Origin of the sequence: Peptostreptococcus sp. MV1 (genome assembly GCF_000758885.1) — a bacterium.
In the GTDB taxonomy this organism is placed as follows: domain Bacteria; phylum Bacillota; class Clostridia; order Peptostreptococcales; family Peptostreptococcaceae; genus Peptostreptococcus.
The window spans coordinates 19,616-46,314 of record NZ_JRNB01000047.1; the positions used below are offsets into that span (position 1 = coordinate 19,616).

A 26,699-nucleotide genomic window follows, 5' to 3' on the forward strand; every position below is an offset into this window, starting at 1 on the left:
TGCAGTTGATGCCAACAATCAACCAATTAGTACGTAAGAGTAGAAAAGCTGTAGAAAAGAAATCTACTGCTCCAGCACTTCAGAAGGGCTACAATTCTTTATACAAGAAGGCCACTGATATTAGTGCTCCACAGAAGAGAGGTGTTTGTACTTCTGTAAAGACAGTAACACCTAAGAAGCCAAACTCAGCCCTTAGAAAGGTTGCCAGAGTTAGACTTACAAACGGTATAGAAGTATCTGCATACATACCAGGTGAAGGTCATAACCTACAGGAACATAGTGTTGTTATGATCAGAGGTGGTAGAGTTAAGGACTTACCAGGTGTAAGATACCATATCCTAAGAGGTACACTAGATACTGCAGGTGTTGACGCTAGAAGACAGTCAAGATCTAAGTACGGTGCTAAGAGACCAAAGGAAGCTAAGAAGTAGGTTAGAGATAACTACTAGATAGCGACTAGATTTGACCCATACCTTTGACTTGGGGGTCAAGGAGAGGGCTAGGCCCAGGGCGGGTTCAAGCCATAATATGAACAGACAAGTAGCTGGAAATCAGCAATTGATTATAGTTCGATGCTTTAAATAAATATATTTATGGCATCACGGCAGACATTGTCGAGTACCTATGATTTAACTTTAATAATTAAGGAGGGAAGCGTAATGCCAAGAAAAGGTAATGTTCCAAAGAGAGAAGTTTTACCAGATCCAATGTACGGAAGTAAGGTAGTAACAAAGTTAATAAATAATTTAATGTATGACGGAAAAAGAGGAAAGTCACAGAGAATAGTATACGATGCGTTCGCACTAGTAGCTGAAAGAACTGGAGAAGATGCTCTAGAAGTATTCAGCAAGGCTATGGAAAACATCATGCCAGTACTAGAAGTTAAGGCTAGAAGAGTTGGTGGTGCCAACTATCAGGTGCCTATCGAAGTTAGAGCTGACAGAAGACAGACTCTAGGACTTAGATGGTTAGTAAAATATACAAGAGCTAGAGGCGAAAAGGGAATGGTCGAAAAGCTAGCAAAGGAAATAATAGATGCAGCTAACAACACAGGAGCCTCAGTCAAGAAGAAAGAAGATACTCACAAGATGGCAGAAGCTAATAAGGCATTTGCTCACTACAGATGGTAGTCATCAAACTGAGTTTGAAATAATTTAAGGAGGAAAGAAATGGCTAGACAATTTCCATTGGAAAAGACTAGAAATATAGGAATAATGGCCCACATAGATGCAGGTAAGACTACAACTACAGAGAGAATCTTGTTCTATGCAGGTCGTACTCATAAAATCGGTGAAACTCATGACGGTGCGTCTCAGATGGACTGGATGGAGCAGGAAAAAGAAAGAGGTATCACAATTACTTCTGCGGCTACTACTTGTCAGTGGGATGGTCACAGAGTAAATATTATAGATACTCCAGGACACGTCGACTTTACAGTAGAAGTTGAAAGATCTCTAAGAGTTCTAGATGGTTCTGTAGCAGTTTTCTGTGCCAGATCTGGAGTTGAGCCTCAGTCAGAAAATGTATGGAGACAGGCTGAAACTTACGGTGTTCCTAGAATCGCATTCGTAAACAAGATGGACAGACAGGGTGCTGACTTCCTAAACGTTGTTGGAATGATGAAGGAAAGACTAAAGGCTAATGCTGTAGCTATACAGTTACCAATAGGTAGTGAAGACAACTTCACAGGTATCATAGACCTACTAACTATGAAGGCTAGTATCTACAAGAACGACGAGGGTACTGAAATCGAAGTTATAGACATTCCATCTGACATGGTAGACCAGGCTAATGAATATAGGGAAATCATGGTAGAAGCAGTTGCAGAAACTGATGAAGACCTAATGATGAAGTACCTAGAAGGTGAAGAAATAAGTATAGATGAACTAAAGCTAGCTATCAGAAAGGCTACTATCGCTTGTGAAATGAACCCAGTACTATGTGGTACTGCTTACAAGAACAAGGGTGTTCAGTTACTCTTAGACGCTGTTATAGATTACCTACCAGCTCCAACTGATATAGAATCTATAAAGGGTATCCTACCAGATGGTGAAGAAAGTGAAAGACATGCATCAGATGATGAACCATTCTCAGCTCTTGCATTCAAGATCATGACTGACCCATTCGTAGGTAAGTTAGCATTCTTTAGAGTTTACTCTGGTAAGCTAGAGTCTGGTTCTTATGTACTAAATGCTACAAAGAATAAGAGAGAAAGAATTGGTCGTATCCTTCAGATGCATGCCAATACAAGAGAAGAAATAACAGAAGTTTATGCAGGTGATATAGCTGCTGCAGTTGGTCTAAAGGATACAACTACAGGAGATTCACTATGCGATCCTAATGAGCCTATTATTCTTGAATCAATGGAATTCCCAGAACCAGTTATCTTCGTTGCTATAGAACCAGCTTCTAAGGCAGCTCAGGAAAAGATGGGTGTAGCTCTTCAGAAGCTTGCTGAAGAAGACCCTACATTCACAGTTAGAACTGATGCAGAAACTGGCCAGACTATCATCGGTGGTATGGGTGAGCTTCACCTTGAAATCATCGTTGACAGACTACTTAGAGAATTCAAGGTTGAAGCTACAGTTGGTGCTCCTCAGGTTGCATACAGAGAAACTATCACAGTTCCAGTTGATGTTGAGTACAAGTACTCTAAGCAGTCAGGTGGTAGAGGTCAGTACGGTCACGTTAAGATCAGAGTTAACCCACTTGAGCCAGGCGAAGGATACAAGTTCGAAAACAAGACGGTTGGTGGATCTGTACCTAAGGAATATGTTGGTCCAGTTGATCAGGGTATCCAGGGTGCTATGCAGTCAGGTATCGTAGCTGGTTACCCAGTTGTTGACGTTGCTGTTGAATTATACGATGGTTCTTACCATGAAGTCGATTCATCAGAAATGGCCTTCAAGATGGCAGCTTCTATGGCCTTCAAGGATGCAATGAAGAAGGGTAATGCAGTTCTTCTTGAACCAATCTTCGCAGTTGAAGTTGTTACTCCAGACGATTACATGGGTGACGTTATGGGTGACCTTAACTCTAGAAGAGGTATGATTCAGGGTATGGAAGAAAGAAATGGTGCTCAGGTTGTTAGAGCTCACGTTCCACTATCTGAAATGTTCGGATATTCTACAGACCTTAGATCTACAACTCAGGGTAGAGCAACTTACACTATGATATTCGACCACTATGCACAGGTTCCAGCATCTGTTGCTAAAAAGATAACAGAAGGTAAGTAGTCTTAAAAGTCTAATTAATATAGACTAGCCAAGACTTGAACTTTATAAAGTAAAAAAGGGTCGTAAATCCGTTTATAGACTCAAAAAATCATCAGATTTTTTAATGAAATGTTGAAAAATAAGTATAAAAGTGATATACTTATAAAGAATAAAAAGGAGGGTGGATTCCGCCCTCCAATAAATAAATATTAATTTCTTAAGGGAGGAAACTTAAAATGGCAAAAGCTAAATTTGAAAGAAATAAGCCACATGTTAATATTGGTACAATCGGTCACGTTGACCACGGTAAGACTACATTAACAGCAGCTATAACAAAGACATTATTCAACAAGTATCAGTTAGGTGAAGCAGTAGACTTCGCTAACATAGATAAGGCACCAGAAGAAAGAGAAAGAGGTATCACAATCTCTACAGCTCACGTTGAATACGAAACTCCAGCTAGACACTACGCTCACGTAGACTGCCCAGGACATGCCGACTATGTTAAGAACATGATCACAGGTGCTGCTCAGATGGACGGTGCTATCCTAGTTGTTGCTGCAACAGATGGTCCAATGCCTCAGACAAGAGAACATATCCTACTTTCTAGACAGGTTGGTGTTCCTTACATCGTTGTATTCCTAAACAAGTGTGATATGGTAGACGATGAAGAACTTCTTGAACTAGTTGAAATGGAAGTTAGAGAATTACTTAACGAATATGATTTCCCAGGAGATGATACTCCAATAGTTAGAGGTTCTGCTCTAATGGCTCTTGAAAACCCAGATTCTGAATGGGGTGAAAAGATAGTAGAATTCTACAACATGATAGATGAATACATCCCAGCTCCAGAAAGAGACGTTGACAAGCCATTCCTAATGCCAGTAGAAGACGTATTCTCAATCACTGGTAGAGGTACAGTTGCAACTGGTAGAGTTGAAAGAGGTGTTCTTAAGGTTTCTGATGAAGTTGAACTAGTTGGTTTAACTGAAGAACCAAGAAAGGTTGTAGTAACAGGAGTAGAAATGTTCAGAAAGTTACTAGATCAGGCAGAAGCTGGTGATAACATCGGTGCTCTACTAAGAGGTGTTCAGAGAGACGAAATCGAAAGAGGACAGGTTCTTGCTCAGCCAGGAACAGTTCACGCTCATACTAAGTTCAAGGCAGAAATCTACGTTCTTAAGAAAGAAGAAGGTGGTAGACATACTCCTTTCTTCGATGGATATAGACCACAGTTCTACTTCAGAACAACTGACGTAACTGGTGAGTGTAAGCTTCCAGAAGGTATAGAAATGGTTATGCCTGGTGACAACGTAACAATCGAAGTTGACCTAATCAACTCTATCTGTGTTGAAGAAGGTCTTAGATTCGCCATCAGAGAAGGTGGTAGAACTGTAGCTTCAGGTGTTGTTGCTTCTATAATTGAATAATTATTATATTATTTGGTATATATAAAGAGAGTGCAAAAGCACTCTCTTTTTTAAAATATATAGGAGGTAATTATGAAATTAATTTCGTGGAATATAGATTCCCTAAATGCAGCCCTAACAAGTGATTCTGCTAGAGCCTTGTTGTCTAGGGATGTACTAAAAAAACTAGCTGGTATGGATGCGGATATCCTAGCACTACAGGAGACTAAGTTGTCTGCCAAGGGACCAACAAAAAAGCACATTGAGTGCCTAGAAGAAATCTTTGAAGCTTATGACCTAGTTTGGAGGTCATCTGTTGAACCTGCTAGAAAGGGTTATGCAGGTACCATGTTCCTATACAAAAAGGGTATGAAACTTGAGGTTACATATCCTGAGATAGGGGCTCCTGATACAATGGATTATGAGGGGAGGATTATCACTCTTGACTTAGATTCTTGCTATGTAACTCAGGTATATACACCTAATGCTGGCGACGGCCTAAAGAGGTTGGAAGATAGGCAGGCTTGGGATATCAAGTATGCAGACTACCTAGAAGGTTTGGCCAAGATCAAGCCAGTCCTTGCCTGTGGTGACTATAATGTCGCCCATAAGGAAATAGACCTTGCCAACCCAGCTAATAATCACAGGTCTCCGGGCTTTACTGATGAAGAGAGAGAAGGCTTTACCAACCTACTTGCTAGGGGATTTGTGGATACTTTTAGGCAGGTTCATGGAGATGTCAAGGATGTGTATTCTTGGTGGGCTCAGAGGGTCAAGACTAGCAAGATTAATAATACAGGCTGGAGAATTGACTATTGGATAGTTAGCCAGGATGTGGCTGATAAGGTTATGGTATCAGAGATGATTGATTCTGGGGCAAGGCAGGACCATACTCCGATTCTTTTAGAGGTTGACCTCTAAATACCTAAATATAATGTACAGGACCATGCAGAGTTTATTATGAATACCATCCACTACAAGCTTATGCAACTTTTTCAGTTATTGAGAGACGAGTGTAGTAAATTTCTCTTATTGGTGATATAATGAAAAGTGTAGTATATTACATTTTTTATTGATAAAAAGTGATACATATAACATTTTTTACCGAAAGAGGTGGTAGATGATGAAGCGTGATTTTGAAAAGGTGCTATTGAATTGGAAGTTAAATAAAAATAAGAAGCCCCTTTTAATTCAAGGGGCTAGGCAGGTTGGTAAGACTTATATTGTCAGGAAGTTTGCACGAGAGAACTATAAAAATGTGGTTTATCTAAATTTTGAAGAAAATAAAAGTTTGAATGATATATTTATAAATGACCTTAATCCGGATAGAATTGTGGCTGTTATAGGTGTATTGTATGATGTAGAAGTTAATGAGGATACTGTGTTTATATTTGATGAGGTCCAGGCTAGTGAGAGGGCGATAACATCTTTGAAATATTTTGAGGAGTCTGATAATTTGTATAATGTTATAGCTACAGGAAGTATGCTTGGAATCTATATGAATCGTGAAGAGTTTTCGTTTCCTGTAGGTAAGGTGCAGTTGGAGACAATGAGACCTATGACATTTAAAGAATTTTTGATTGCAAAAGGCAAATCTTCAATTATTAAAATGATAGAGAGTTCTTATAAGAAGAATGAGTACTTTCCCTTGCATGATATGGCTCTTGGTTTATATAGGGAATATTTGCTGGTCGGCGGTATGCCAGAGGCGGTTTACACCTATATATCCACCAATGACTTGGATAAGGTTAGGCAGGTGCAAAATTTAATAAATAATTCATATATTGCTGATATGCAGAAATATGCATCTAATGAAGATTCTACAAAACTGTATGATATATTCAAGAGTATACCTGTGCATTTAGGCAAGGATAATAAAAAGTTTAAGTATAGCGTAATAAAGTCTGGAGCCAGGGCTAAAGACTATGCATACCCAATTCATTGGTTGGAAATGTCAGGTATTATTAATAAGCTTGAAAGAATAAGCGAGGGAAGCATCCCAATTGCTGCCTATAGGGAACCTAGTTTTTTTAAAGTATATTTATCAGATGTGGGACTTTTTTCGAGAATGATAAATATGCCTTATGAAAAAGTGCTTGTAGATGACAAGATACTAGGTATATATAAGGGGACTTTGGCAGAGTTATATGTGCTTGAGGAATTAGTCGCAAGTGGCGTGGAACCCTATTATTGGAATCCAAATCAAAATACAGAACTAGACTTTGTATATCAATCTTCACAAGGTGAGATTATACCAATAGAAGTAAAATCAGGCCAGAGAACTAGGTCAAAAAGTCTAGATAAATTTATGAAAAAGTATGGGGCTGAGGCTATAAGACTTTCAACAAAAAATTTCGGATATGAGGATGGAATTAAGAGTGTTCCATTATATGCCACTTGGTGCATAAGATAGTGAAGATAGTGAAGATAGTGTAAAATAGGCTTGAAAAAGATACCTAATAGGTATATAATAAACACATATAGACTTAAGGGCGATGATGGAGCCTAGTAGGTTAAATCTTGTCTTCAGAGAATGGATGGTTGGTGTGAATCCATGGCAAGTTTTTCTGAATCTACTCCGGAGCTTCTAGTTTGAAATAGTACTAGACGTAGGACCTGCGATAAGGGTTAGAGGTGGGCTAGTTTTTTAGCCAACTAGGGTGGTAACGCGGAATAATGACTTTCGTCCCTTATGGGGATGGGAGTCCTTTTTTATTATTAAAAAAAGGACCAAGGACTAGTTTTTATCAGACTTGGTCATAGGATTTTCTGCATGAGCCTAGGTATTTTGATACAAAATAATAAAATTTATAAAGAGAGGTAGAAGGATGTTAGACGTAAAGAGAATTAGAGAGAATCTTGATGAGATTAAGCTTTTGATGGGCAGAAGAGGTGAAGGTGAATTTGACCCTAAGGACCTTGATGAAGTATTGGAATTGGATGACAAGAGAAAGGCTATATTAAAGGAAGTTGAAGTTCTAAAGAACAAGTCAAATATTGATTCTAAGAAGATACCAGTGATGATGAAAAATGGTGAAAGTATAGATGCTATCAAGGCTGAATTAAAGGAATTATCAGACAGGATTAAGGAATTTGATGCTGAGCTTAGAGAAGTGGAAGAAAAGCTTGTATACAGGTTGATGAGAATACCTAATGTTCCACATCCAGATGTACCACAGGGTGAAACTGATGAGGACAATGTTGAAATAAGAAGATGGGGTGAGCCTACTAAGTTTGATTTTGACTTCAAGGCCCATTGGGACCTAGGTACAGGACTAGATATACTTGACTTTGAAAGAGGTGGAAAGATAACTGGTTCAAGATTTACAGTATTGAAGGGACTAGGTTCAAAGTTAGAAAGGTCATTAATAGGCTTCTTCCTTGACCAGCATACTGAAAACCACGGTTATACAGAGGTAATACCTCCTTTTATGGCTAATAGAAACAGCTTTATAGGTACTGGCCAGCTACCTAAGTTTGAAGAGGATATGTTCAAGATTGAAGGTTTAGAATACTTCCTAGTTCCGACTGCAGAGGTTCCAGTGACTAACCTATACAACAATGAAATAGTAGATGTGGACAAGCTTCCAATCAAACACTGTGCCTACACTCCATGTTTTAGGTCTGAAGCCGGTTCAGCAGGTAGGGACACTAGGGGTCTAGTTAGACAGCACCAGTTCAATAAAGTAGAGCTAGTGAAATTTGTAAAGCCAGAGGATTCTTATCAGGAGCTAGAGACTTTGACTAACGATGCTGAAAAGATGCTACAGTTATTGGGTCTACCATATAGGGTAGTTAAGATATGTACAGGTGACCTAGGATTTACTGCTGCTAAGAAGTATGACCTAGAAGTTTGGATGCCAAGCTATAACAGGTATGTAGAAATTTCTTCTTGCTCAAATTTTGAAGACTTCCAGGCTAGAAGGGCCAATATCAGGTTTAAGAGGGATAGGAACTCTAAGACTGAGTTTGTTCATACATTAAATGGTTCAGGTCTAGCAGTGGGTAGAACTCTTGCGGCGATCCTTGAAAACTACCAGCAGGCTGATGGCAGTGTGGTAGTTCCAGAGGCGCTTAGAAAGTATATGAAGTGTGATGTAATCAAATAATATATAGTATAAAAAGTTTGGTTGGAATAAATGAAATATTTAATTCATTAACTCTTATATCTGCACAATTTTTTGAATCGTTCTATGCATAACTTTCATAATGTGCTTCAATATAGATATAAATACCATGCATTTGACCATTAATTATAGTATTTATGCAATTTTTGTTATAGTATAAGAAATTAGATAATTTTTTTGAAACCTTCAGTTTTTTGCTTGCAATTTTCCCCTGTTTATAGGATAATATTATTGTGGAATAAATTAGTAATAAATATGTTAAATTGCAGGATAACGATATTTTGTTCTGCGAAAAGGGGAGGAATGACTTATTTTAGAATTATTGACAAAAATTGACGACCTTATGTACTATCCCATTCTGATAGTAGTACTAGCTGTAGCTGGTATCTATTTCAGTTTTAGGACAAAGTTTGTGCAGCTTAGGCTATTTCCTGAATCTGTAAGGGCAGTTATGGAAAAGCCAGGCGAAAAAGGAAAGGTTTCTTCTTTCCAGGCCTTGATGGTTTCTACTGCATCTCGTGTTGGTACAGGTAATATAGTTGGTGTATCTACTGCCATAGTACTTGGAGGTCCAGGTGCAGCATTTTGGATGTGGATACTAGCTATAGTTGGTTCAGCAACAGCATTTATAGAGTCTACACTAGCTCAGATTTACAAGCGTAAAGATGAAAAGACTGGTGGATGCTACGGTGGTCCAGCTTATTACATTGAAACAGCTCTAAAGAGCAAGTTCCTTGCAGGTCTGTTCGTTGTATGCTTGATTTTGACTTATGGTTTTGGATTTAACCTATTGTGTTCTTACAACCTGCAGTCTGCATTCTCAACTTACGGTTTCTATAATCCAAGTGTGACACCAAAGATAATAGGTGCAGTTATAGCGCTTGCGGTTTTCATCTCAATCATTGGTGGTGGTAAGCGTATGATACACGTAACAGAGGTTATAGTTCCATTTATGGGTATAGCTTATGTATTGGTTTCACTTATAGTACTAGTTTTAAATATAGGAATGCTTCCAGAAGTATTCAGAATGATATTTACAGATGCCTTCAGTGCTAGGTCTTTTGCCGGTGGTATAGCAGGTTCTTGCCTAGTATACGGTATCAAGCGTGGACTTTACTCAAATGAAGCAGGTGTTGGTTCTGCTCCAAATGCTGCAGCATCAGCAGAGGTTTCTCACCCAGTTAAGCAGGGTCTAGTACAGTTCCTATCTGTATATATAGATACTATATTGATTTGTTCAGCAACAGCATTTATGATATTAATCAGTGGTGTTGGAATGAAGCCTGAACTTGCAGGTGCTCCAATGGTACAGGAATCATTACGTTCTGTATTTGGTTCATTTGGACCACTATTTATCACAATAGCAATGATCATGTTTGCCTTCACTACATTGATAGGTAACCTTTACTACTGTGAAACAGGTCTATCTTACCTAAATGGCAACAAGAAGCCAAGTGATGGATTTATGAAATTATTCTATGCAGTTGCTGCCTTGATAGTATTCATTGGTGCAATCATGTCAATGGAAGCAGCTTGGGCATTTGCCGATATTACAATGGGCTTGATGGCTCTTATAAATATACCTTGTTGTGTAATCATGGGTGGTGTAGCTATTAAGGCTCTTAAGGACTATGAAGACCAGAAGAAGGCTGGTAAGGAACCAGAATTCCACGCTAAGTCTGTTGGATTGAATCCTGAAGACCTAGATTATTGGGAATAAGATTATAGTTTAATATATGAAATTTTAACCGACCTGGAGTCAGATGAGTTCTGATTCTTGGGTCGGTTTTTATCTGAAGAAATACACTATTTAGGCAAATATAATCTTGAAGAAATGTCATTTTTCGGACTTTATTATTTTGAAGAAATGTCGTTTTTAAGGATTATGAGCTTTACTATCATACATGGGACCAGAAGGCTAGTAGCCATTATTATGAGATAGATTTTCTGGTATCTAATGGCTACAAGCTAAGGCCGATAGAAGTGAAGTCATCAGGTTTGGGTAGCCACAAGTCCTTAAAAGAATTTGGCAAGAAGTATTCTAAGGTGATAGACGAGCAAATCCTATTGTCACAAAAGGATAGATGTAAAAAGGATGGAATCAGTTTTATACCGATTTATATGGTAGACTCGGTTATGTAGACTTTTATGGGTTCAGTTTTTTCATGGTTTTATAGATGAAATAGAGATTTCCCCTTGTCATTACAAGCAAGATATAGTAAAATACAGGTAGAGTGTTGATTAATATCGCACGAAGGGGTACACCACCACGGGTGTAGGCTTCCTTCGTGCGTTTTTTTTCGGTAAAAATTAGAAAATCATAGAAAAAACCGATATATTAGCTAGTATTATATAATCGCTGATTTTAGATGTTTTTGAAGTTTTATCGGACACAATATTTTTGAAATGAGGTGAAGTTGTGGCTACTATAAATGGTAAGGAAGTTCTTGTTGCAGGCCGGACCCTGCTAGATTACTTGGAGAGTGAGGGCTTTGATACGAATAGGCTAGCTGTTGAGTTAAATGGAGTTATCCTGAAAAGAGGAAGTTATGGTGACTACGTATTAAACGAGTATGACAAGGTGGAGATAGTTTGTTTTGTAGGAGGTGGCTAAGATTTATAAGGATTGCGAAATAAATAAGGGCCTAAGTCATGTGACTATAAAGGGCTATAGTCTAGGTCCGGATGACCTCTTCAAGAGGAATATAAGGGATAAAGATGGGGTCTTGGCAAGGTCGAGCGTGTGTATCTTGGGGCTTGGTGGTCTAGGATCTAATATAGGAGTCTATCTGGCCAGGTCTGGTATAGGCAAGCTAGTATTGGTAGATTTTGACCGAGTAGAATTGTCAAATTTAAACCGTCAGTACTATAACCTATCACATATAGGTATGAAAAAGCCCCAGGCCCTGCTAGAGGTTATTAGGTCCATTAATCCATTTATAGACCTAGAGATAATAAATACAAAGATAGACAAGGATAATATTATAGATATTGTTGAAGGTTCAGATGTTGTCTGTGAGGCCCTAGATGATGCTGCTAGCAAGTCTATGGTGGTGTCGGAGGTCTTGACGAATTTTGATGACAAGATTCTTGTAGCTGCATCTGGTATGGCTGGTTTGGATGATGCCAACCTGATTAGGACTGAAAAGAAGTTTGGAAGATTATATATATGTGGTGATGGAAGGTCAGACTTTGAAGAGGTTGATGGTATGATGGCTCCTAGGGTCAGCATATGTGCAGGTCACCAGGCTAATATAATTATAAGGTTACTCCTGGGTATGGAGTAAGAAAAATAAGAATTTAAAAATATGGAGGATACAAATATGGAAGATAAGTTGATAATAGGTGGTAGAGAGTTTAATTCGAGGTTTATACTTGGCTCAGGCAAGTATTCTTTGGACCTGATTAATAGTGCAGTCAAGTATGCAGGGGCAGAAATTATTACCCTAGCCTTGAGAAGGGCTGTGGGTGGCCAGGTGGAAAATATCCTGGACTATATACCTAAGGGGGTTACACTTTTGCCAAATACGTCAGGTGCTAGAAATGCAGAGGAGGCCGTGAGAATAGCTAGGTTGTCTAGAGAGTGTGGCTGTGGTGACTTTGTAAAAATTGAGGTAATTAGGGATTCAAAGTACCTATTGCCAGATAATGCTGAAACTATCAAAGCTACTGAAATTCTTGCCAAGGAAGGCTTTATAGTCATGCCATATATGTATCCGGACCTAAATGTAGCTAGAGACCTAAAAAATGCTGGTGCTGCCTGTATAATGCCACTTGGTTCTCCAATTGGTTCAAACAAGGGACTAGCTACTAAGGACTTTATACAGATTCTGATAGATGAAATAGACCTACCAATAATAGTAGATGCAGGTATTGGTAGACCATCACAGGCCTGTGAGGCTATGGAGATGGGGGCGGCTGCCATAATGGCCAATACGGCTATAGCTACAGCTGGAGATATACCTATGATGGCCCAGGCCTTCAAGCAGGCTATAGAGGCAGGTAGACTAGCATATTTAGCTAAATTAGGAAGAGTCATAGAAAAGGGTGGTGTAGCTTCATCACCACTTACAGGATTTTTACAGGACTAGGGGGGAGTTGCGATATGAAGAGAATAGATCATATGCAGTATATGGAAGGTATGGAACAGTTTGAGTCAGATATTATGGATAGGGTTATAGACCAGATGGAGGCTTATGACTATGATTCATTTACACCTGCTGATGTAAAGGCAGCCTTGGCTAAAGATATTTTATCACCAAGAGATTTCCAGGCCCTTTTATCACCAGCTGCCCTAGATTTTTTAGAAGAGATAGCTCAGAGGGCTCAAAGGGAGACTAGGGCACATTTCGGTAATTCCATATATATGTTTACGCCCTTATATATAGCAAACTACTGCGAAAATTATTGTATATATTGTGGGTTTAATTCACACAACAAGATAAAGAGGTCTAGGTTGAACTTTGACCAGATTGAAAAGGAGATGCAGGCTATAGCAGCTACAGGACTTCAAGAGATCCTGATCCTTACAGGAGAGAGTAGAAAGCATTCTGATGTCAAGTATATAGGTGAGGCTTGTAAATTGGCTACCAAGTACTTTAGTGTGGTAGGCCTAGAGGTATACCCTATGAATTCTGATGAATATGCCTACCTAAACTCTTGCGGGGCAGACTATGTGACAGTATTCCAGGAAACATATAATTCCGACAAGTATGAGACACTTCACCTAGCAGGCCACAAGAGGATCTTCCCATACAGGTTAAATGCTCAGGAGAGGGCCTTGAGAGGTGGTATGAGAGGGGTAGGATTTGCGGCCTTATTGGGCTTGGATGACTTTAGGAAGGATGCCTTTGCTACGGGCTACCACGCCTACCTATTGCAACAAAAGTACCCTCATGCAGAGATATCGATATCGTGTCCAAGGCTAAGACCTATTATAAATAACGATAAAATTAACCCCAAGGACGTGCATGAAACTCAGCTATTGCAGATAATATGTGCCTATAGGATTTTTCTTCCATTTGCTAATATTACCGTATCAACTAGGGAGTTGCCTAGATTTAGGGATAATATTATAAAGATAGCTGCTACAAAGATATCAGCCGGAGTTAGTACGGGTATAGGTAGTCATTCTAAGGAAGTAGAGGACCAAAAGGGTGATGAACAGTTTGAAATAGCTGATGCTAGGAATGTGGAAGAAGTCTTTGAGGCTATCAAGTCTGGTGGTCTACAGCCGGTTATGAGCGACTATATAAACCTAACTCAGGAAGCTAGCAAAGAAGCTTAGCAGATATTAGTCAGTAAAATACATAAAGATTACTTATACCATGCACTTCTTATATGAGCTTGCATGGTATAATATTTATGTAAAATATTCGAAAGCGAGGTGGGTTATAAGGTGGAAAGAAATACAAATTTGATGATAGTGACCAATAGGAAGCTTTGCCAAGAGGGGCTATTAAAGAGGTTGGAAGATGTATTCAGTTCCTATAGAAAGGGGGACTACCTGGCAGATTTTTCTATACAGGGTTTGGTATTGAGAGAGAAGGACCTAGGTGAGGAGGATTATTTTCAGCTCCTAAAGGATGTAGATGTCCTTTGTAAGAAGTACCAGATATACCTATATGCCCACAAGTACTGGAAATCTGCCTTGGAGTTGGGGATAAAAAATATCCATATGCCCCTTCCCCTACTTGTAGACCTAGCAGAAAATGAAGAAGACTATAGGTATTTTATGGAGAGTTTTGACCATATAGGTGCATCTACCCATTCTATTGATGAGGCTAGATTGGCTGAAAAACTGGGAGCGAGCTATATTTTTGCCGGCCATGTATTTGTTACCGACTGCAAGAAGGGGCTGGAGCCTAGAGGCTTGGATTTTCTGGGGAATATGTGCAAAACTTCTAGACTACCAGTCTATGCCATAGGTGGTATAGGTATGGATAATTCAGGTCTTGCCTTAGAAGCAGGAGCCCATGGTGTGGCTATAATGTCTGGCCTTATGAAGGATGACAAGCTGTATTTTATGTCTGAGGCCATGAAGGAGGCCAAGAAGGCTTATGCCATGAAGGAGACCCCTATAGGTGCTGTGGTGGTATATGATGGCCAGATAGTGGGTAGGGGATTTAACCAGGTTGAGTTGACAGGTGACCCGACCCAGCACGCAGAAATTGTTGCTATCCAGGATGCTGCCAAGACCTTGGGCAGGTGGAGGTTGTTTGACTGCCATATGTACGTGACTATGGAACCATGCTTGATGTGTGCAGGAGCTATAGAAAACTCTAGGATAAAAAAGCTATATATAGGGGCCAGCCACAAGAAAAATCACCTAGTTGGCAAGCATAATGACTTCAAGCTAGAAGTTTATAGGGATAGAAATATAAACGTTGAGTTTGGTATATTAGAAGAAGAGGCTAGTAGGATTTTGACCGACTTTTTTAGAGAGAGAAGGAAGGAGAAAAAAATATAGACTCGACGAGATTTTTCTCATATAAAATAGGCTGAATATCAAAAAATATAAAGTTAATAAATTGTATACTGAAATATAATTACAAAAAAGCTATTATGTGATATTCTATTGATAAGCAGAAAATTTTATGAAAATTGGAATTATTTGGAGGTGTATCAATGGCTAAATTTATAAGGAAGAGTCTTATACTGGCCAGTATAATTAGTATTAGCATGGGTATGTTGGCAGGAGTGGACATAGAGGCCTATGGAGAGAGGCAAATTGACCAATTTTTGAACGATATGACTAAGGATTATGTGGGCCTGAATGGTCAGGATAGGTATGACACATCTAGGCTAATATCACAGATGGCTTATGATCATTCAGATGAGGTTATTATAGTAGATGGATCCAACTATGTGGATAGTATGTCGGCCCTACAGTTGTCGGCCTACCTAGATGCTCCTATATTGTTGAATAGCAGGAGGGGCTTGGATAGGAATACAAATGCAGAGATTGCCAGGTTAAAGGCAGAACATGTATATATAGTAGGTTGCAATATAAATCCCAAGTTAGAATCAGACCTGGTTAGCGAGGGATACAAGGTCCAGACTATTAGCGCTGACAAGCCTTTTGACCTATCTTATAAGTGTGGTGAATTTGCCGATAAAAATAAGAATACCAACAAAAAAAGTTTGATATTGGCTAGTAGTGAGGTATTTGCAGATAGTTTGTCTATGTCGTCATATTCCTATACAAACAAGATTCCAATGCTCTTGGTTGGCAAGGACATAGATGATAGTACGGCAAAAATTATAAATGACTATGGGGCTGAAGAAGTATTAGTAGTTGGTGGTGAGAATACAATCAGCAATGAATCCATGGCAAAGATAAGTAGGGCTAGGAGGATTAGTGGTCAGGATAGGTACCAGACCTCTAGAATTATCCACAAGGAATATTATCCAGACAGTGAAAATATCCTGATCTCATCTGGTACGACATTTGCAGATACTGTAGCAGCAACGCCTCTTGCGACAGCCATGAAGACCAACATATTATTGGTCAAGGAGTCTAGTGAAGAGGTCCACGACTACCACTTCAAAAAGATAGTAGCTGTGGGTGGATTGGTTAAAAAGTATGTGACTGACGTGGTATATATAAATCCCCACCAGGATGATGAGTCTATAGATATGGGCTTGGATATAATCAGAGATGTAAAGGACGGCAGGAAGGTCTACCTGATACTGATGACAGATGGTAGTAAGAGTAGGGTATACGAAGCCCTAGACCGTGAGTTTATTAGGACTAGTAGGAGTAGGATTAGTAGGAAAGACTTTATTTATCTGAGAGATATGGAGATGGTAAGGGCCCTTGAAATAATGGGTGTAAAGAAGGAAAATGTAATCTTTACCCACAATAGAAATCTGGAGATTGACAAGGATATAGTTATTAAGGCTATAGAAAAATTTGAGGAAGAACATGGAAAGAACTTCTCATACAAGAGCCTTGCCAAGAATGTACACGACAAGAGTGGGGGTAATGTGGACCACTTTGCCTGTCATGATGGTGTAAAGGAGTTTTGTCAGAAGAATTCTAGAAATTGTACCTTCTATTCATCTGTGCCTACCTTTGATGACCCAGCTATATTCGTAAAGAACCCAACATATGAGGAAAGAGAAATCTGGACCAAGGCCCTTAGGCAGTATGATGTAACAGACCCTTCCTTGGGATGCTATGGTGTTGGTTTCCGATCAGTTGGGGGTATCATGAATAGAAAGATGAACAACATGAGGGAATTTATTGACTATAATTAAAATTAGGGCTTATAAAATTGGATGACTTGTGGTATTATTATCTAGGTGGAAATAATACGGAGAGGTGTCCGAGTGGCTTAAGGGGCTCGCCTGGAAAGCGGGTGTGTGGGAAACTGCACCGAGGGTTCAAATCCCTCTCTCTCCGCCAGTTTATAAGTTGATTAAATAGAAATATTGAAAACACTAGGTTGTATAGCCTGGTGTTTTATTGTATACTATTAGTATTAGTATGTAAAATGAGAAAATATTTATTTTTTAAGGAGGAAGTCGTATATGAAAAACGATAAGGTTAGTGCCAAAGCCTTAATCCCCTTCCTAGTCTTTGTAGGTATATACCTGATTACAGGTATAGTCTTGAATGTTCAGGGGACAGAAATGGCCTTTTATCAATTGCCATCACCAGTAGCGGCAATAGTAGGTATTATAGTTGCATTTATAATGTTTAAGGGGTCTATTGAAGAAAAGTTCAATAATCTAGTCAAGGGATGCGGTAATGAAAACATAATCATCATGTGTATCATATTTTTGCTAGCTGGTGCATTCTCAACAGTGTCCAAGCAGATGGGCGGTGTTGATTCAGTTGTAAATCTTGGTATGTCAGTACTACCACCTCAGTATATAACAGTAGGTATATTTATAATTTCATCTTTTATAGCCATATCTACAGGTACATCTGTGGGTACGGTTGTAGCAGTTGCTCCAATAGCTATAGGTTTTGCCCAGGCGGCAGGTCTTAGTGAGGCCATGGTGATAGGTGCTACTATCAGTGGTGGTATGTTTGGTGACAACCTATCTATCATATCAGATACTACTATAGCGGCGACTAGGACTCAGGGAGTTGAGATGAAGGACAAGTTCAAGGCCAACTTTATTATAGCCCTACCAGCTGCCATAGTTACTATAGTTTTGTTGCTGGTATTTGCTAGACCAGAGGCTATACCAAGTGTGAAGTCATATGAGTACAATATAATCAAGGTTATACCATATATATTCGTCCTAGTATCTGCTATATGGGGCATGAATGTGTTCGTAGTTTTGACAGGAGGTATTGTCCTATCAGGTATAATAGGTATTAGTGACGGTTCATTTACAGCCCTAGTATTCAGCCAGCAGATATTTGAAGGCTTCAAGGGTATGTTGGATATCTTCCTTCTATCAATGTTTACAGGTGGCCTAGCCTATATGGTTGAACGTGAGGGTGGTATAAACTGGATTATCAAGCAGGTTAGGAAGATTATCAAGGGTAAGAAGTCAGCTGAACTTGGTATCAGTGCCATGGTATCACTTACAGACCTAGCTACTGCAAACAATACAGTTGCTATCTTGATCAATGGACCAATAGCCAAGGAAATCAGTCAAGAGTACGGTATAGAGCCTAAGAGGGCGGCGTCGCTTTTAGATATATTCTCTTGTGTATTCCAGGGTTTGATTCCCTATGGTGCCCAGGTCTTATTTGCCTGTGCAAGTATAAAGGGACTAAATAGTCCCTTTGAAGTGGTATACCTAACTTGGTATCCGCTAGTATTGGCTGCTTTTGCCCTATTGTCTATTTATGTACCTTATGTAGACAGGGTTTCAGCCATGTTCAAGAAGACAAAAAGTGCCTAGTGTTATAGGTTTATAAAGAAAGATTAGTTGGGGGGTGAAGGCATTTGAATAGGATGAGAAAGACTATATTGATAATACCTGCTTATAACCCTCCTTTTTATTTTGTAGAATATGTCAAGGATCTAGTGAAAAATGGATTTGAATATATTCTAGTGGTCGATGATGGAAGTCAGGATGATAAGCAGAAGATATTTACAGATATAAGTGGGCTATCTGGCTCATATATACATATATTGACGCATGAGAAGAATATGGGTAAGGGCAGGGCCCTAAAGGATGCTTTTACCTATGTCTTAAGTTTAGATGAGTCTGCCTTGGATGGATATATAGGTGTCTTGTGCTTGGATTCTGATGGTCAGCACCTGGTGGAAGATGTGGTCAGGTTGGACGGTCTTATGACTGATGACTACCTATCTTGTGAGGGGGATTTTGCTTCTACTGTATATATGGGTAGGAGGAATTTTGATGAGGCATGTGTGCCATTCAAGAGTAGGTATGGAAACAAGCTGACTAGGGCTATATTTAGTCTCCTATATGGTGTCAGGATAAATGACAGTCAGACGGGTATGAGGGGGCTTTCTCTAGGAGCCCTAGCAGACTTCAATAATCTTGATGGTGACAGATTTGAATATGAGATGAATATGTTGATAGAGGCCTCTAGACTGTCCTATAAGATAAGAGAAGTGGATATCAAGACCCACTATATCAAGGAAAATTCAGAGAGTCACTTTAGGCCATTTGTAGATTCTTTTAAAATTTATAGGATGATTCTTAGGTGTTTTTTTACTAAATTTTTTAATTAAGCACTTCTTTATTTTTGGGGTCCTGCTTGGTGGGGCCTTATATTTTTATGATTTATTTTTATTGGTGATTTTTGGAGGTGAAAAGTATTGGATGGTATAAGGATACTGTATCCATTTTTGCACTTATTATTGATATTTGCCTGTATAGCGGGATATTCTTGCTTCCTAGAGGCTAGGCTAGCTATAAGGGGTCAGTTTGCCCCCATATGTACGATTGCTTTTATATCTGTAGCCCTTATATTTTTTGGCTATATGGACCTTCTTTTTCCTGGTATTTATATTATGTATATTTTGGGACTGGGCCTATTTGTGTTTGGACTATTGGCCTATCCGAGAATATATAGGAATAACCTCTACTTGTATGGCCTGACAGGACTTCTTATGCTGGTATATACGGGCCTATTTTTGAGGTCTAATGTGGGGGACTATGATGCCTTTTCACATTGGGGACTGGCAGTTAGGCTGATGCAGACATCTAGGGCCCTACCTGGACCACTGGACAAGTGTATTAGTTTCAGTGATTATCCACTGGCCATGCCAATATTTTGTCTTTTCAATAGCGCTAGGACCGTCTACCAAGAAAATCTATACCAACAGGCTCATGCCCTTGTACTAGTATTTTCTGTCTTGCCCATCCTGCCTTTCTCCAGAAAAATGGCCAGGGGTGATATGGCCAAAAGGGTATTTATGGGTCTAGTCTTTGTGTTTACACTTGCTCTAGTTGAGGTTGCCAATGTCAGGACCTTTACCATGTATATAGATACTATACTAGCTACAGTGGCCTTTGCCCTGTCCTATATGGTTTACTACCATAGGAAGGATGTGAGACAGGTATGGCTTCCCTTTTTACTCTTGGGGTCATTTTTGATTAGTATCAAGCATAGCGGACTTATATTTTTATTGTTTTCCTTGCTACTCTTAGTATTTTTCATGATAAAAGAGAGGAAAATTAGTCTAAAGCTAGTCATGGCCATCTTGATTCCATTTATAGTCCAGCAGGCCTGGATCCTCCACCACAAGAGGACCTTTGTGGCTGAAAAGGCAGCCAAGCACTCTATATCCTTTGCCAGGTATTCAGAGGAAATGGCGTCCAAGGGCAAGGGAAATGTGGATATGATAGTAAATATGTTTATAGACAGGAATGTTGGAGATATTTATTGGTATATACTTATAGCCCTGCTGGCGATTGGTCTGATAAGTCTTTTGGTGACCAAAAAGAAGTTTTGGCTTTCTCTGGCAGGTCTATCTGTATTTGCCCTATTGACATCTATTGCCTACCAGGTGGGCAACCTGTTTATGTACTTGTTTTCCATGCCTATATATGAGGCTAGGGTTTTGGCTAGTTATGATAGGTATTTTAATAGTATGAAGATATATATAGGATTGTTATTTTTGGCATGGTTTCTCAGCGTCTATCGGAAAAATATATTTTATATAGGCCTTAGCCTGGTCATGATGCTAGGTATTTGCCTATATGATCACGCCAGGCTGAGCCAGGTCTTGGTACCGGCTGATAGATTGGCCCATGATGTAGATATGTACCGCTTCAAGGAAGTTATGGAGGATAAGATCAGTGACAATGAACTGACCTACCCCACAACTACCTACAACAAGCAGGTGACAGTCTACACCAAGAAGGGCTATGACTACAAGACCTATTTAGTATGTAAGTACATACTTTTGACGGATGATATCAGCATCAAAAAGTATGACAAGAATAACTTTAATGATAGGAAGGCTCTAGCAAATAGTATAAGAAATGGCGGTCTAGTAGTTCTTTTAAAGTAGCCTATTTTGTCTTGCTCATGGTAAAGCCCGTCAATCCAACTATTAATGAAAATAAAACATTGAATATTTATCTCAAATATGATATCATAAGTTATGTCTTGGCTAATCAAAGTCAGACACTTTAAATTTACAGAGGTAAGTTTCACTTTAATGGTTAACTAAGATTTAAATGTAGATATGTTAATCAATAATTAAATTAATTTTGGTTATAATTTTGCTGTACTAGATGGGGAGTTAGCGGTGCCCTGTAACTCGCAATCCGCTTTAGCGAGGTTGAATTCCATCCAGAGGCAAGCTGTCTGTGATGCAGTCTTGTGCAAGTAGTGTTGATGCATGGGTCCCAAGCAATGCAAGCCCATGAATCCCGTCAGATTCGGAAGAAAGCAGCGGTAAGTGGTCACTTTCATGTGACTTGGGGACGCCTGTGCGGAGCCAACTACACTAGCAACGGTTGTAGGCACTTGTCGAAGGATGGTGTGCAGTTTAAACATATAAATTTACAATCCCATTAATGGGGTTGTTATTTTTTTGGAGGGATATTATGCACAAGGCCTTGTATAGGGAGTATAGACCACTAGTATTTGATGATGTAATAGGTCAAGACCATATCATCAGGACTCTTAAAAATCAAATAAAAGAAAATAGTATGAGTCATGCCTACCTATTTTGTGGGACTAGGGGTACTGGTAAGACTACTACTGCCAAGATTCTATCTAGGGCAGTCAACTGTCAAACCAGCGACCAAGACCGTCCTTGTAATGAGTGTCCTAGCTGCCTGTCTATAATGGATTCGTCAAACCTAGATGTAATTGAGATAGACGCAGCATCCAACAATAGCGTAGATGATATCAGGGAATTGAGGGATACAGTCAAGTATACACCAGCTAATTCCAAGTATAAGGTATATATAATAGATGAGGTTCATATGCTATCACAGGGGGCCTTCAATGCCCTTCTAAAGACGCTAGAAGAGCCACCATCTTATGTCATATTTATACTGGCTACTACAGAGCCCAATAAGATACCGGCGACCATCCTATCTAGGTGTCAGAGGTTTGACTTTAAGAGGGTATCGGTTGGAGACCTCATGGACAGGATGAGACTAATATGCCAGAGTGAATCTATAGACATAGAGGAAGATGCCATTAGGATAATAGCCAGAAATGGCCAGGGGTCTGTCAGAGATTCCCTGAGCATACTGGACAAGTGCCTGTCATTTTCTGATTCCAAGTTGACAGCAGACCAAGTCTTGGACCTATTAGGCGGTTCTGATCCAGACCAGTTACTAAAGATGGCTAGGTCAATAATGGAGTCCGATGTATGTAGGTCAATGGAAATGATTGATGACTACTTTATGTGGGGCAAGGATTTGAGGCTCTTGGTAGAGGACATAACAGGCTTTTTCAGGTCCCTAATGATGGTCAAGATATTTGGACAGTCTACTGATATTGTAGACCTGACTCAAGACCAAACTCAGTCTATGATGGACCTGGTTAGTGGTATAGATACGGAAGAAATCATCAGAATTTTGACGATTTTATCAGACTTGGCGGACAAGATGAAGTATTCTAGCAACCAGAGGATGACCCTTGAAATATATATAATGAAGTTAGCATCACCGGCTATGGACCAGTCAGACCAAGCCCTATCAAAGAGGTTGGAAAAACTGGAAAAGTTGGTTGAAGATGGTATGATTAGTATAAAGGCTAATGTATTGCCAGGTCAGGTCGGTCAAGCCACAATGGTGCAGGGCTTGAACCAAGTCCCTCCACATCTAGGTATGGCTATGGACCAGTCGACAAATTCTTCTATAGACACTAGTGATAAATTTGATATAATAGACGATGAGGACCTAGTCCTAATCAACGAAAATTGGGACAAGTTCCTAGACAAGATGAAGGAAGACAAGAAGATGCCACTGAGGGCCTTTTTGGTACAAAAAAAGGGTATCAGCTATAAAAATGGTATCTTGTATATAATTCTGGAAGACAAGTTTGAATTTGCCCTAGAGAGGCTAGAGGAAGAGTCCAATAAGGCCTATATACAGTCTACCCTATCTAGGATATGTGGTCTAAATATTGACCTGAGGTTTATTCTGGAGGCCAATATGTCCAAGATGAATTTTGACAAGGAAGAGGCTCCAAAGGATGAAGAGAGTCCTCTTGAGTCCATGCTCAAGGATGTCTTGGGGGATACTTTAGAGATAGAGTAGTTGTAGGTTTAATATAATAAGCTAAATATAAATAAGAAAATAAATTTGAGGAGGAAATATTAATGGCTAAAAAAGGTGGATTTGGCGGAGGAATGCCAGGTGGAATGAATATGAACAACTTGTTGAAGCAGGCTCAGAAGATGCAGGCTGATATGCAAAAGGCCCAGGAAGAATTAGAGGCTAAGGAAATAGAATCTTCTGTAGGTGGTGGAGCAGTTGTAGTAAGGGTAAATGGCAAGAAGGAAGTAGTTGGTATCAACATCAAGCCTGAAGTAGTTGACCAAGACGATATAGAGATGTTGGAAGACCTAGTCATGAGTGCTGTAAACCAGGCCATGAGAGAGATAGATGAAATGCAGAAGTCTCAGATGGGCAAGCTAACAGGTGGAATGAACCTGCCTTTCTAGTTGGTTGACTTAATGTAGAAGGTGATATGACGATATGGAGAATTACAGTGAGCCAATTGATAGGCTGATAAATGAATTTTCAAAGCTGCCAGGCATAGGTAGAAAGACTGCCCAGAGGTTGGCCTTCCATGTGATAAACATGGATATAAAGGATGTGGCAGGCCTATCCAAGGCATTGGTAGACGTGAAAAATGAAATAAAGTATTGCAGTGTTTGCTGTAATATTTCAGATACAGAGGTCTGTCCTATATGCGCCAATGGTCATAGGGATTCATCTACTATTTGTGTGGTAGAGGATCCTAGGGATGTTGCAGCCATGGAGAGGACCAAGGACTATAATGGTCGCTATCATGTCCTAAATGGGGTCATATCTCCTATGGATGGCATAGGTCCAGATATGCTCAATATCAAGGAACTGATTTCGAGACTAGGAGATGGCAGTGTCCAGGAAATAATAATGGCGACAAATCCTACTATAGAGGGGGAGGCGACTGCCATGTATATTTCTAGGTTGGTCAAGCCTATGGGGATCAAGGTTACTAGGATAGCCCATGGTCTACCAGTAGGTGGTGACCTGGAGTATGCTGATGATGTGACGATTTCCAAGGCCCTAGAGGGAAGAAGAGAGATATGATGGACCTAGACCAGGAATTGGAGATAGCCCAGGCCTGTCTGGACCAGTATAGTTTGGAGCTAAAGAAGGTTGAAAATATGGCTAAGGAATATGATGAAAACAAGGCCCTTGGTCTGGTAGTAAAAAAGAGACACAACCAGACTAAGACAAAGAAATCAGGCAGGACATCTAGGTATAAGAGGGTTAATGATACCAGTGTATTTAGGAACAATGCTAGAAACTTTCAGTATGACTATGAAGAGGACTATTATGAGCCTCCTAGAAATAAATAACAATTTATGAGGCAAAAGAGAATGACCAATAAGGGGAGTTTTCAGCAAATAGGGGCCGCATAATGAGAAAATGAATCAAAAATATCAATAGGCACCAGAAGTGACTCAAATATCACTTTTGGTGCCTATTTTTTATAAGCCTATAGACCATGACCAGGCTTTTGAAATGATGCTCTTACTGATTACAACGCTGTTTTCTATCTTAGTCAAGAGGTTTTGCCTCAGGTGGATTGATTCGTAATCCACACTTGACCTGTCGAATATATCCAGGGCCAGGTCGGCTATGTTCTCAGCAGACTTTAGTTTTTTGATTGATCTGATATTGTCCTTCATCCTTTCGAGTCTTTCTGGGTTGTCAAGAAGGACCTTTATAACAGACTTAATGGAAAACTTTTTGGTAGTCCTGATGGCTACACCGCAGTTGGTCAAGAAGTCTAGGTTCTCGCCCTCTTGGCCAGGTATAAAGTATGGTATGACCATTGGGACATCCTTTAGTAGGGCTTCTGTAGTAGTCAGCCCCCCTGGCTTGGTGATAAGTATATCTACAGCAGACAAGATATCATTCATATTCTTGGTGAAGCCTATGAGCTTTATATCTATACTGGTATCGTAGTTTTCAATTTTTCTCTCTAGAGATTTTTTTAGGTGCATATTTCTGCCTGTGATGACTAGGATCTGGAAGGTCCTATCTATTTGAGATATATCTTCAAGCGTTCCCTTTATATTGCCCGCACCAAAGCTACCACCCATCAAAAGGATGGTTTTTTTGTGGGGATCCAATCCCAGTTCCCCAAGAACTTCTTCTCTAGGCCTATTTTCCATAAAGGATTTTTCTACAGGTATACCAAAAGGCATGACCTTGGACTCATCGATACCGTCTTCTATAAGGAGTTCCTTAACGTATTCATCTCCGCATATATAGTAGTCAATCTCGTCCTGTAGGTAGGCAGAGTGGGCTGTATAGTCGGTTAAAACTGATATAAGTGGTGGAAAGTTGTACATCTCCTCACTTGTCTTTGCTACAAATTCTGAGAAAGGACATTCTAGTTCGTCACCCCTAGCGCCTCTTTTCAACCTGCTAAGTGCTACCAGTGGAAATGCATGAGTTCCGATTATTAGGTCGGGTTCTTCTTCTAGTATTAGTTTTTTGAATTTCCTAGCTAGTATTAGGGCGATTGGATTGTTTTTAAATTCGTTTATAGCGAAAAACTTCTTGTCGGATAGCTTGTAGATGCGACCGTATGCTGATGGTGTATACTTAGCTGATATTTCGTAGCCATCTGATATTAGCTTGTCCATGGCTGTGCTGACCAACTTGAAGCTATCTATGATCTTACATTCTATATTATGACCCTTGTAGGTCCTTTTTTCCAATTCTTCTATAATGGCTTTTGCAGCCCTGTTGTGGCCTCCACCTGTGGAAGCGGTCATTATTAATACTTTTTTCATATTAATACCCCCTTAATTACATAAAGATTATAGACCAAAAAATGGGCCAGTGAAAGTACTTTAACGGAAATATAATATATTCTTAAGACAATCTTAATAATTCTTGACAGATTACTTAAAAGTGTTTTATAATAGTTGTGGATATGATGGTTAGATAAATATCAGACAAATTTGCTAGTAGTGTTAGATAAGTATACAGGTGGGCAGACTAGAACAGTTCTCTCCATCTTAAAGTGGCTTAAAAAGAGACTTCTGAAAAAAAGCGAAAAAATGCAAATTTTTCTTGAAAAAGCTATTGACTTTTAAGGGTAACTTTGATATTATAATACTTGTTCAAAACAGTAGTGATTGAAAAGAGCTTTGACTTAGCGAGGTCGTCATACGGCTCATTGGTCAAGTGGTTAAGACTCCGCCCTCTCACGGCGGCAACAGGGGTTCGAATCCCCTATGAGTCATAATTTTATATGCGGGTGTAGCTCAATGGTAGAGTTCTGGCCTTCCAAGCCAGCTGTG

Annotated in this window: 23 protein-coding genes, 2 tRNA genes, 1 other RNA gene and 1 other annotated feature; of the genes, 25 read left to right on the top strand and 1 reads right to left on the bottom strand. The window is 39.5% G+C overall.

Features of this window, described 5'->3' with window-relative positions; all coding sequences use genetic code 11:
- Nucleotides 1-8: 8 nt before the first annotated feature.
- The 24 genes from rpsL (at nt 9) to HMPREF1639_RS03555 (ending at nt 24,737) form a co-directional block, all read left to right on the top strand.
- Nucleotides 9-431 (top strand): 30S ribosomal protein S12, encoded by a 423-nt coding sequence (gene rpsL, locus HMPREF1639_RS03445; protein ID WP_007788509.1) that lies wholly within the window; start codon nt 9-11, stop codon nt 429-431.
- A gap of 228 nt (nt 432-659) precedes the next feature.
- Entirely contained in the window at nt 660-1,130 is a 471-nt protein-coding gene (gene rpsG, locus HMPREF1639_RS03450) for a 30S ribosomal protein S7 (RefSeq protein WP_036763258.1), read from the top strand.
- Nucleotides 1,131-1,169: 39 nt separating this feature from the next.
- Nucleotides 1,170-3,236 (top strand): elongation factor G, encoded by a 2,067-nt coding sequence (fusA, locus tag HMPREF1639_RS03455; protein WP_036763261.1) that lies wholly within the window; start codon nt 1,170-1,172, stop codon nt 3,234-3,236.
- A 215-nt stretch (nt 3,237-3,451) separates the two neighbouring features.
- The gene (tuf, locus tag HMPREF1639_RS03460; protein ID WP_036763263.1) at nt 3,452-4,645 is read left to right on the top strand and encodes an elongation factor Tu; all 1,194 of its coding nucleotides are present in this window, start codon (nt 3,452-3,454) and stop codon (nt 4,643-4,645) included.
- 72 nt (nt 4,646-4,717) lie between these two features.
- Nucleotides 4,718-5,545: an exodeoxyribonuclease III gene (locus HMPREF1639_RS03465; RefSeq protein WP_036763266.1), complete on the top strand. Its 828-nt coding sequence runs from the start codon at nt 4,718-4,720 to the stop codon at nt 5,543-5,545.
- Nucleotides 5,546-5,747: 202 nt separating this feature from the next.
- Nucleotides 5,748-7,037, top strand: a complete 1,290-nt coding sequence (locus HMPREF1639_RS03470; protein WP_036763269.1) for an ATP-binding protein — start codon at nt 5,748-5,750, stop codon at nt 7,035-7,037.
- A gap of 73 nt (nt 7,038-7,110) precedes the next feature.
- Nucleotides 7,111-7,318, top strand: a binding site (T-box leader).
- 134 nt (nt 7,319-7,452) lie between these two features.
- A complete protein-coding gene (gene serS, locus HMPREF1639_RS03475) occupies nt 7,453-8,733 on the top strand; it encodes a serine--tRNA ligase (RefSeq protein WP_036763273.1) in 1,281 nt (426 codons plus the stop codon).
- 340 nt (nt 8,734-9,073) lie between these two features.
- Complete coding sequence (locus tag HMPREF1639_RS03480) at nt 9,074-10,471, top strand: alanine/glycine:cation symporter family protein (protein ID WP_330371689.1); 1,398 nt, start codon at nt 9,074-9,076, stop codon at nt 10,469-10,471.
- 263 nt (nt 10,472-10,734) lie between these two features.
- The gene (locus HMPREF1639_RS09220) at nt 10,735-10,893 is read left to right on the top strand and encodes a hypothetical protein (protein WP_156955937.1); all 159 of its coding nucleotides are present in this window, start codon (nt 10,735-10,737) and stop codon (nt 10,891-10,893) included.
- Between the two features lie 277 nt (nt 10,894-11,170).
- On the top strand, nt 11,171-11,365 hold the full coding sequence (gene thiS, locus HMPREF1639_RS03485) for a sulfur carrier protein ThiS (RefSeq protein ID WP_036763278.1): 195 nt from the start codon (nt 11,171-11,173) through the stop codon (nt 11,363-11,365).
- Nucleotides 11,358-12,038 (top strand): sulfur carrier protein ThiS adenylyltransferase ThiF, encoded by a 681-nt coding sequence (thiF, locus tag HMPREF1639_RS03490; RefSeq protein WP_242847269.1) that lies wholly within the window; start codon nt 11,358-11,360, stop codon nt 12,036-12,038. Before thiS ends, thiF begins: the two co-directional genes overlap by 8 nt.
- A gap of 36 nt (nt 12,039-12,074) precedes the next feature.
- Nucleotides 12,075-12,842, top strand: a complete 768-nt coding sequence (locus HMPREF1639_RS03495) for a thiazole synthase (protein ID WP_036763280.1) — start codon at nt 12,075-12,077, stop codon at nt 12,840-12,842.
- A gap of 14 nt (nt 12,843-12,856) precedes the next feature.
- On the top strand, nt 12,857-14,038 hold the full coding sequence (gene thiH, locus HMPREF1639_RS03500) for a 2-iminoacetate synthase ThiH (RefSeq protein ID WP_036763282.1): 1,182 nt from the start codon (nt 12,857-12,859) through the stop codon (nt 14,036-14,038).
- Nucleotides 14,039-14,149: 111 nt separating this feature from the next.
- Nucleotides 14,150-15,220, top strand: coding sequence for a deaminase (locus tag HMPREF1639_RS09580; RefSeq protein WP_198021054.1), 1,071 nt, complete (start codon nt 14,150-14,152; stop codon nt 15,218-15,220).
- 158 nt (nt 15,221-15,378) lie between these two features.
- Nucleotides 15,379-17,013, top strand: coding sequence for a cell wall-binding repeat-containing protein (locus HMPREF1639_RS03515; protein ID WP_036763284.1), 1,635 nt, complete (start codon nt 15,379-15,381; stop codon nt 17,011-17,013).
- Nucleotides 17,014-17,071: 58 nt separating this feature from the next.
- Nucleotides 17,072-17,161, top strand: a tRNA-Ser gene (locus tag HMPREF1639_RS03520).
- Between the two features lie 125 nt (nt 17,162-17,286).
- Entirely contained in the window at nt 17,287-18,621 is a 1,335-nt protein-coding gene (locus HMPREF1639_RS03525) for a Na+/H+ antiporter NhaC family protein (protein WP_036763287.1), read from the top strand.
- A gap of 53 nt (nt 18,622-18,674) precedes the next feature.
- On the top strand, nt 18,675-19,424 hold the full coding sequence (locus tag HMPREF1639_RS03530; RefSeq protein WP_242847272.1) for a glycosyltransferase family 2 protein: 750 nt from the start codon (nt 18,675-18,677) through the stop codon (nt 19,422-19,424).
- Nucleotides 19,425-19,511: 87 nt separating this feature from the next.
- A complete protein-coding gene (locus HMPREF1639_RS03535; protein ID WP_036763289.1) occupies nt 19,512-21,212 on the top strand; it encodes a hypothetical protein in 1,701 nt (566 codons plus the stop codon).
- Nucleotides 21,213-21,429: 217 nt separating this feature from the next.
- Nucleotides 21,430-21,694, top strand: an RNA gene (gene ffs, locus HMPREF1639_RS09055) — signal recognition particle sRNA large type.
- Nucleotides 21,695-21,753: 59 nt separating this feature from the next.
- Nucleotides 21,754-23,424, top strand: coding sequence for a DNA polymerase III subunit gamma/tau (gene dnaX / locus HMPREF1639_RS03540; protein ID WP_036763292.1), 1,671 nt, complete (start codon nt 21,754-21,756; stop codon nt 23,422-23,424).
- 62 nt (nt 23,425-23,486) lie between these two features.
- Nucleotides 23,487-23,831: a YbaB/EbfC family nucleoid-associated protein gene (locus HMPREF1639_RS03545; RefSeq protein WP_036763298.1), complete on the top strand. Its 345-nt coding sequence runs from the start codon at nt 23,487-23,489 to the stop codon at nt 23,829-23,831.
- A 34-nt stretch (nt 23,832-23,865) separates the two neighbouring features.
- Complete coding sequence (recR, locus tag HMPREF1639_RS03550) at nt 23,866-24,465, top strand: recombination mediator RecR (RefSeq protein WP_036763301.1); 600 nt, start codon at nt 23,866-23,868, stop codon at nt 24,463-24,465.
- Nucleotides 24,462-24,737 carry a hypothetical protein gene (locus HMPREF1639_RS03555; RefSeq protein ID WP_242847270.1) on the top strand — a complete coding sequence of 92 codons (276 nt, stop codon included), beginning with the start codon at nt 24,462-24,464 and terminating at the stop codon, nt 24,735-24,737. The genes recR and HMPREF1639_RS03555 overlap by 4 nt, the downstream gene beginning before the upstream one ends.
- 132 nt (nt 24,738-24,869) lie before the next feature.
- On the opposite strand, the gene HMPREF1639_RS03560 is transcribed toward HMPREF1639_RS03555, so the two are convergent.
- Complete coding sequence (locus HMPREF1639_RS03560; protein ID WP_036763303.1) at nt 24,870-26,186, bottom strand: MGDG synthase family glycosyltransferase; 1,317 nt, start codon at nt 26,184-26,186, stop codon at nt 24,870-24,872.
- A 383-nt stretch (nt 26,187-26,569) separates the two neighbouring features.
- On the opposite strand from HMPREF1639_RS03560, the gene HMPREF1639_RS03565 reads away from it, so the two are divergent.
- Nucleotides 26,570-26,641 (top strand) — tRNA-Glu (locus HMPREF1639_RS03565).
- The last annotated feature ends 58 nt before the right edge of the window (nt 26,642-26,699 follow it).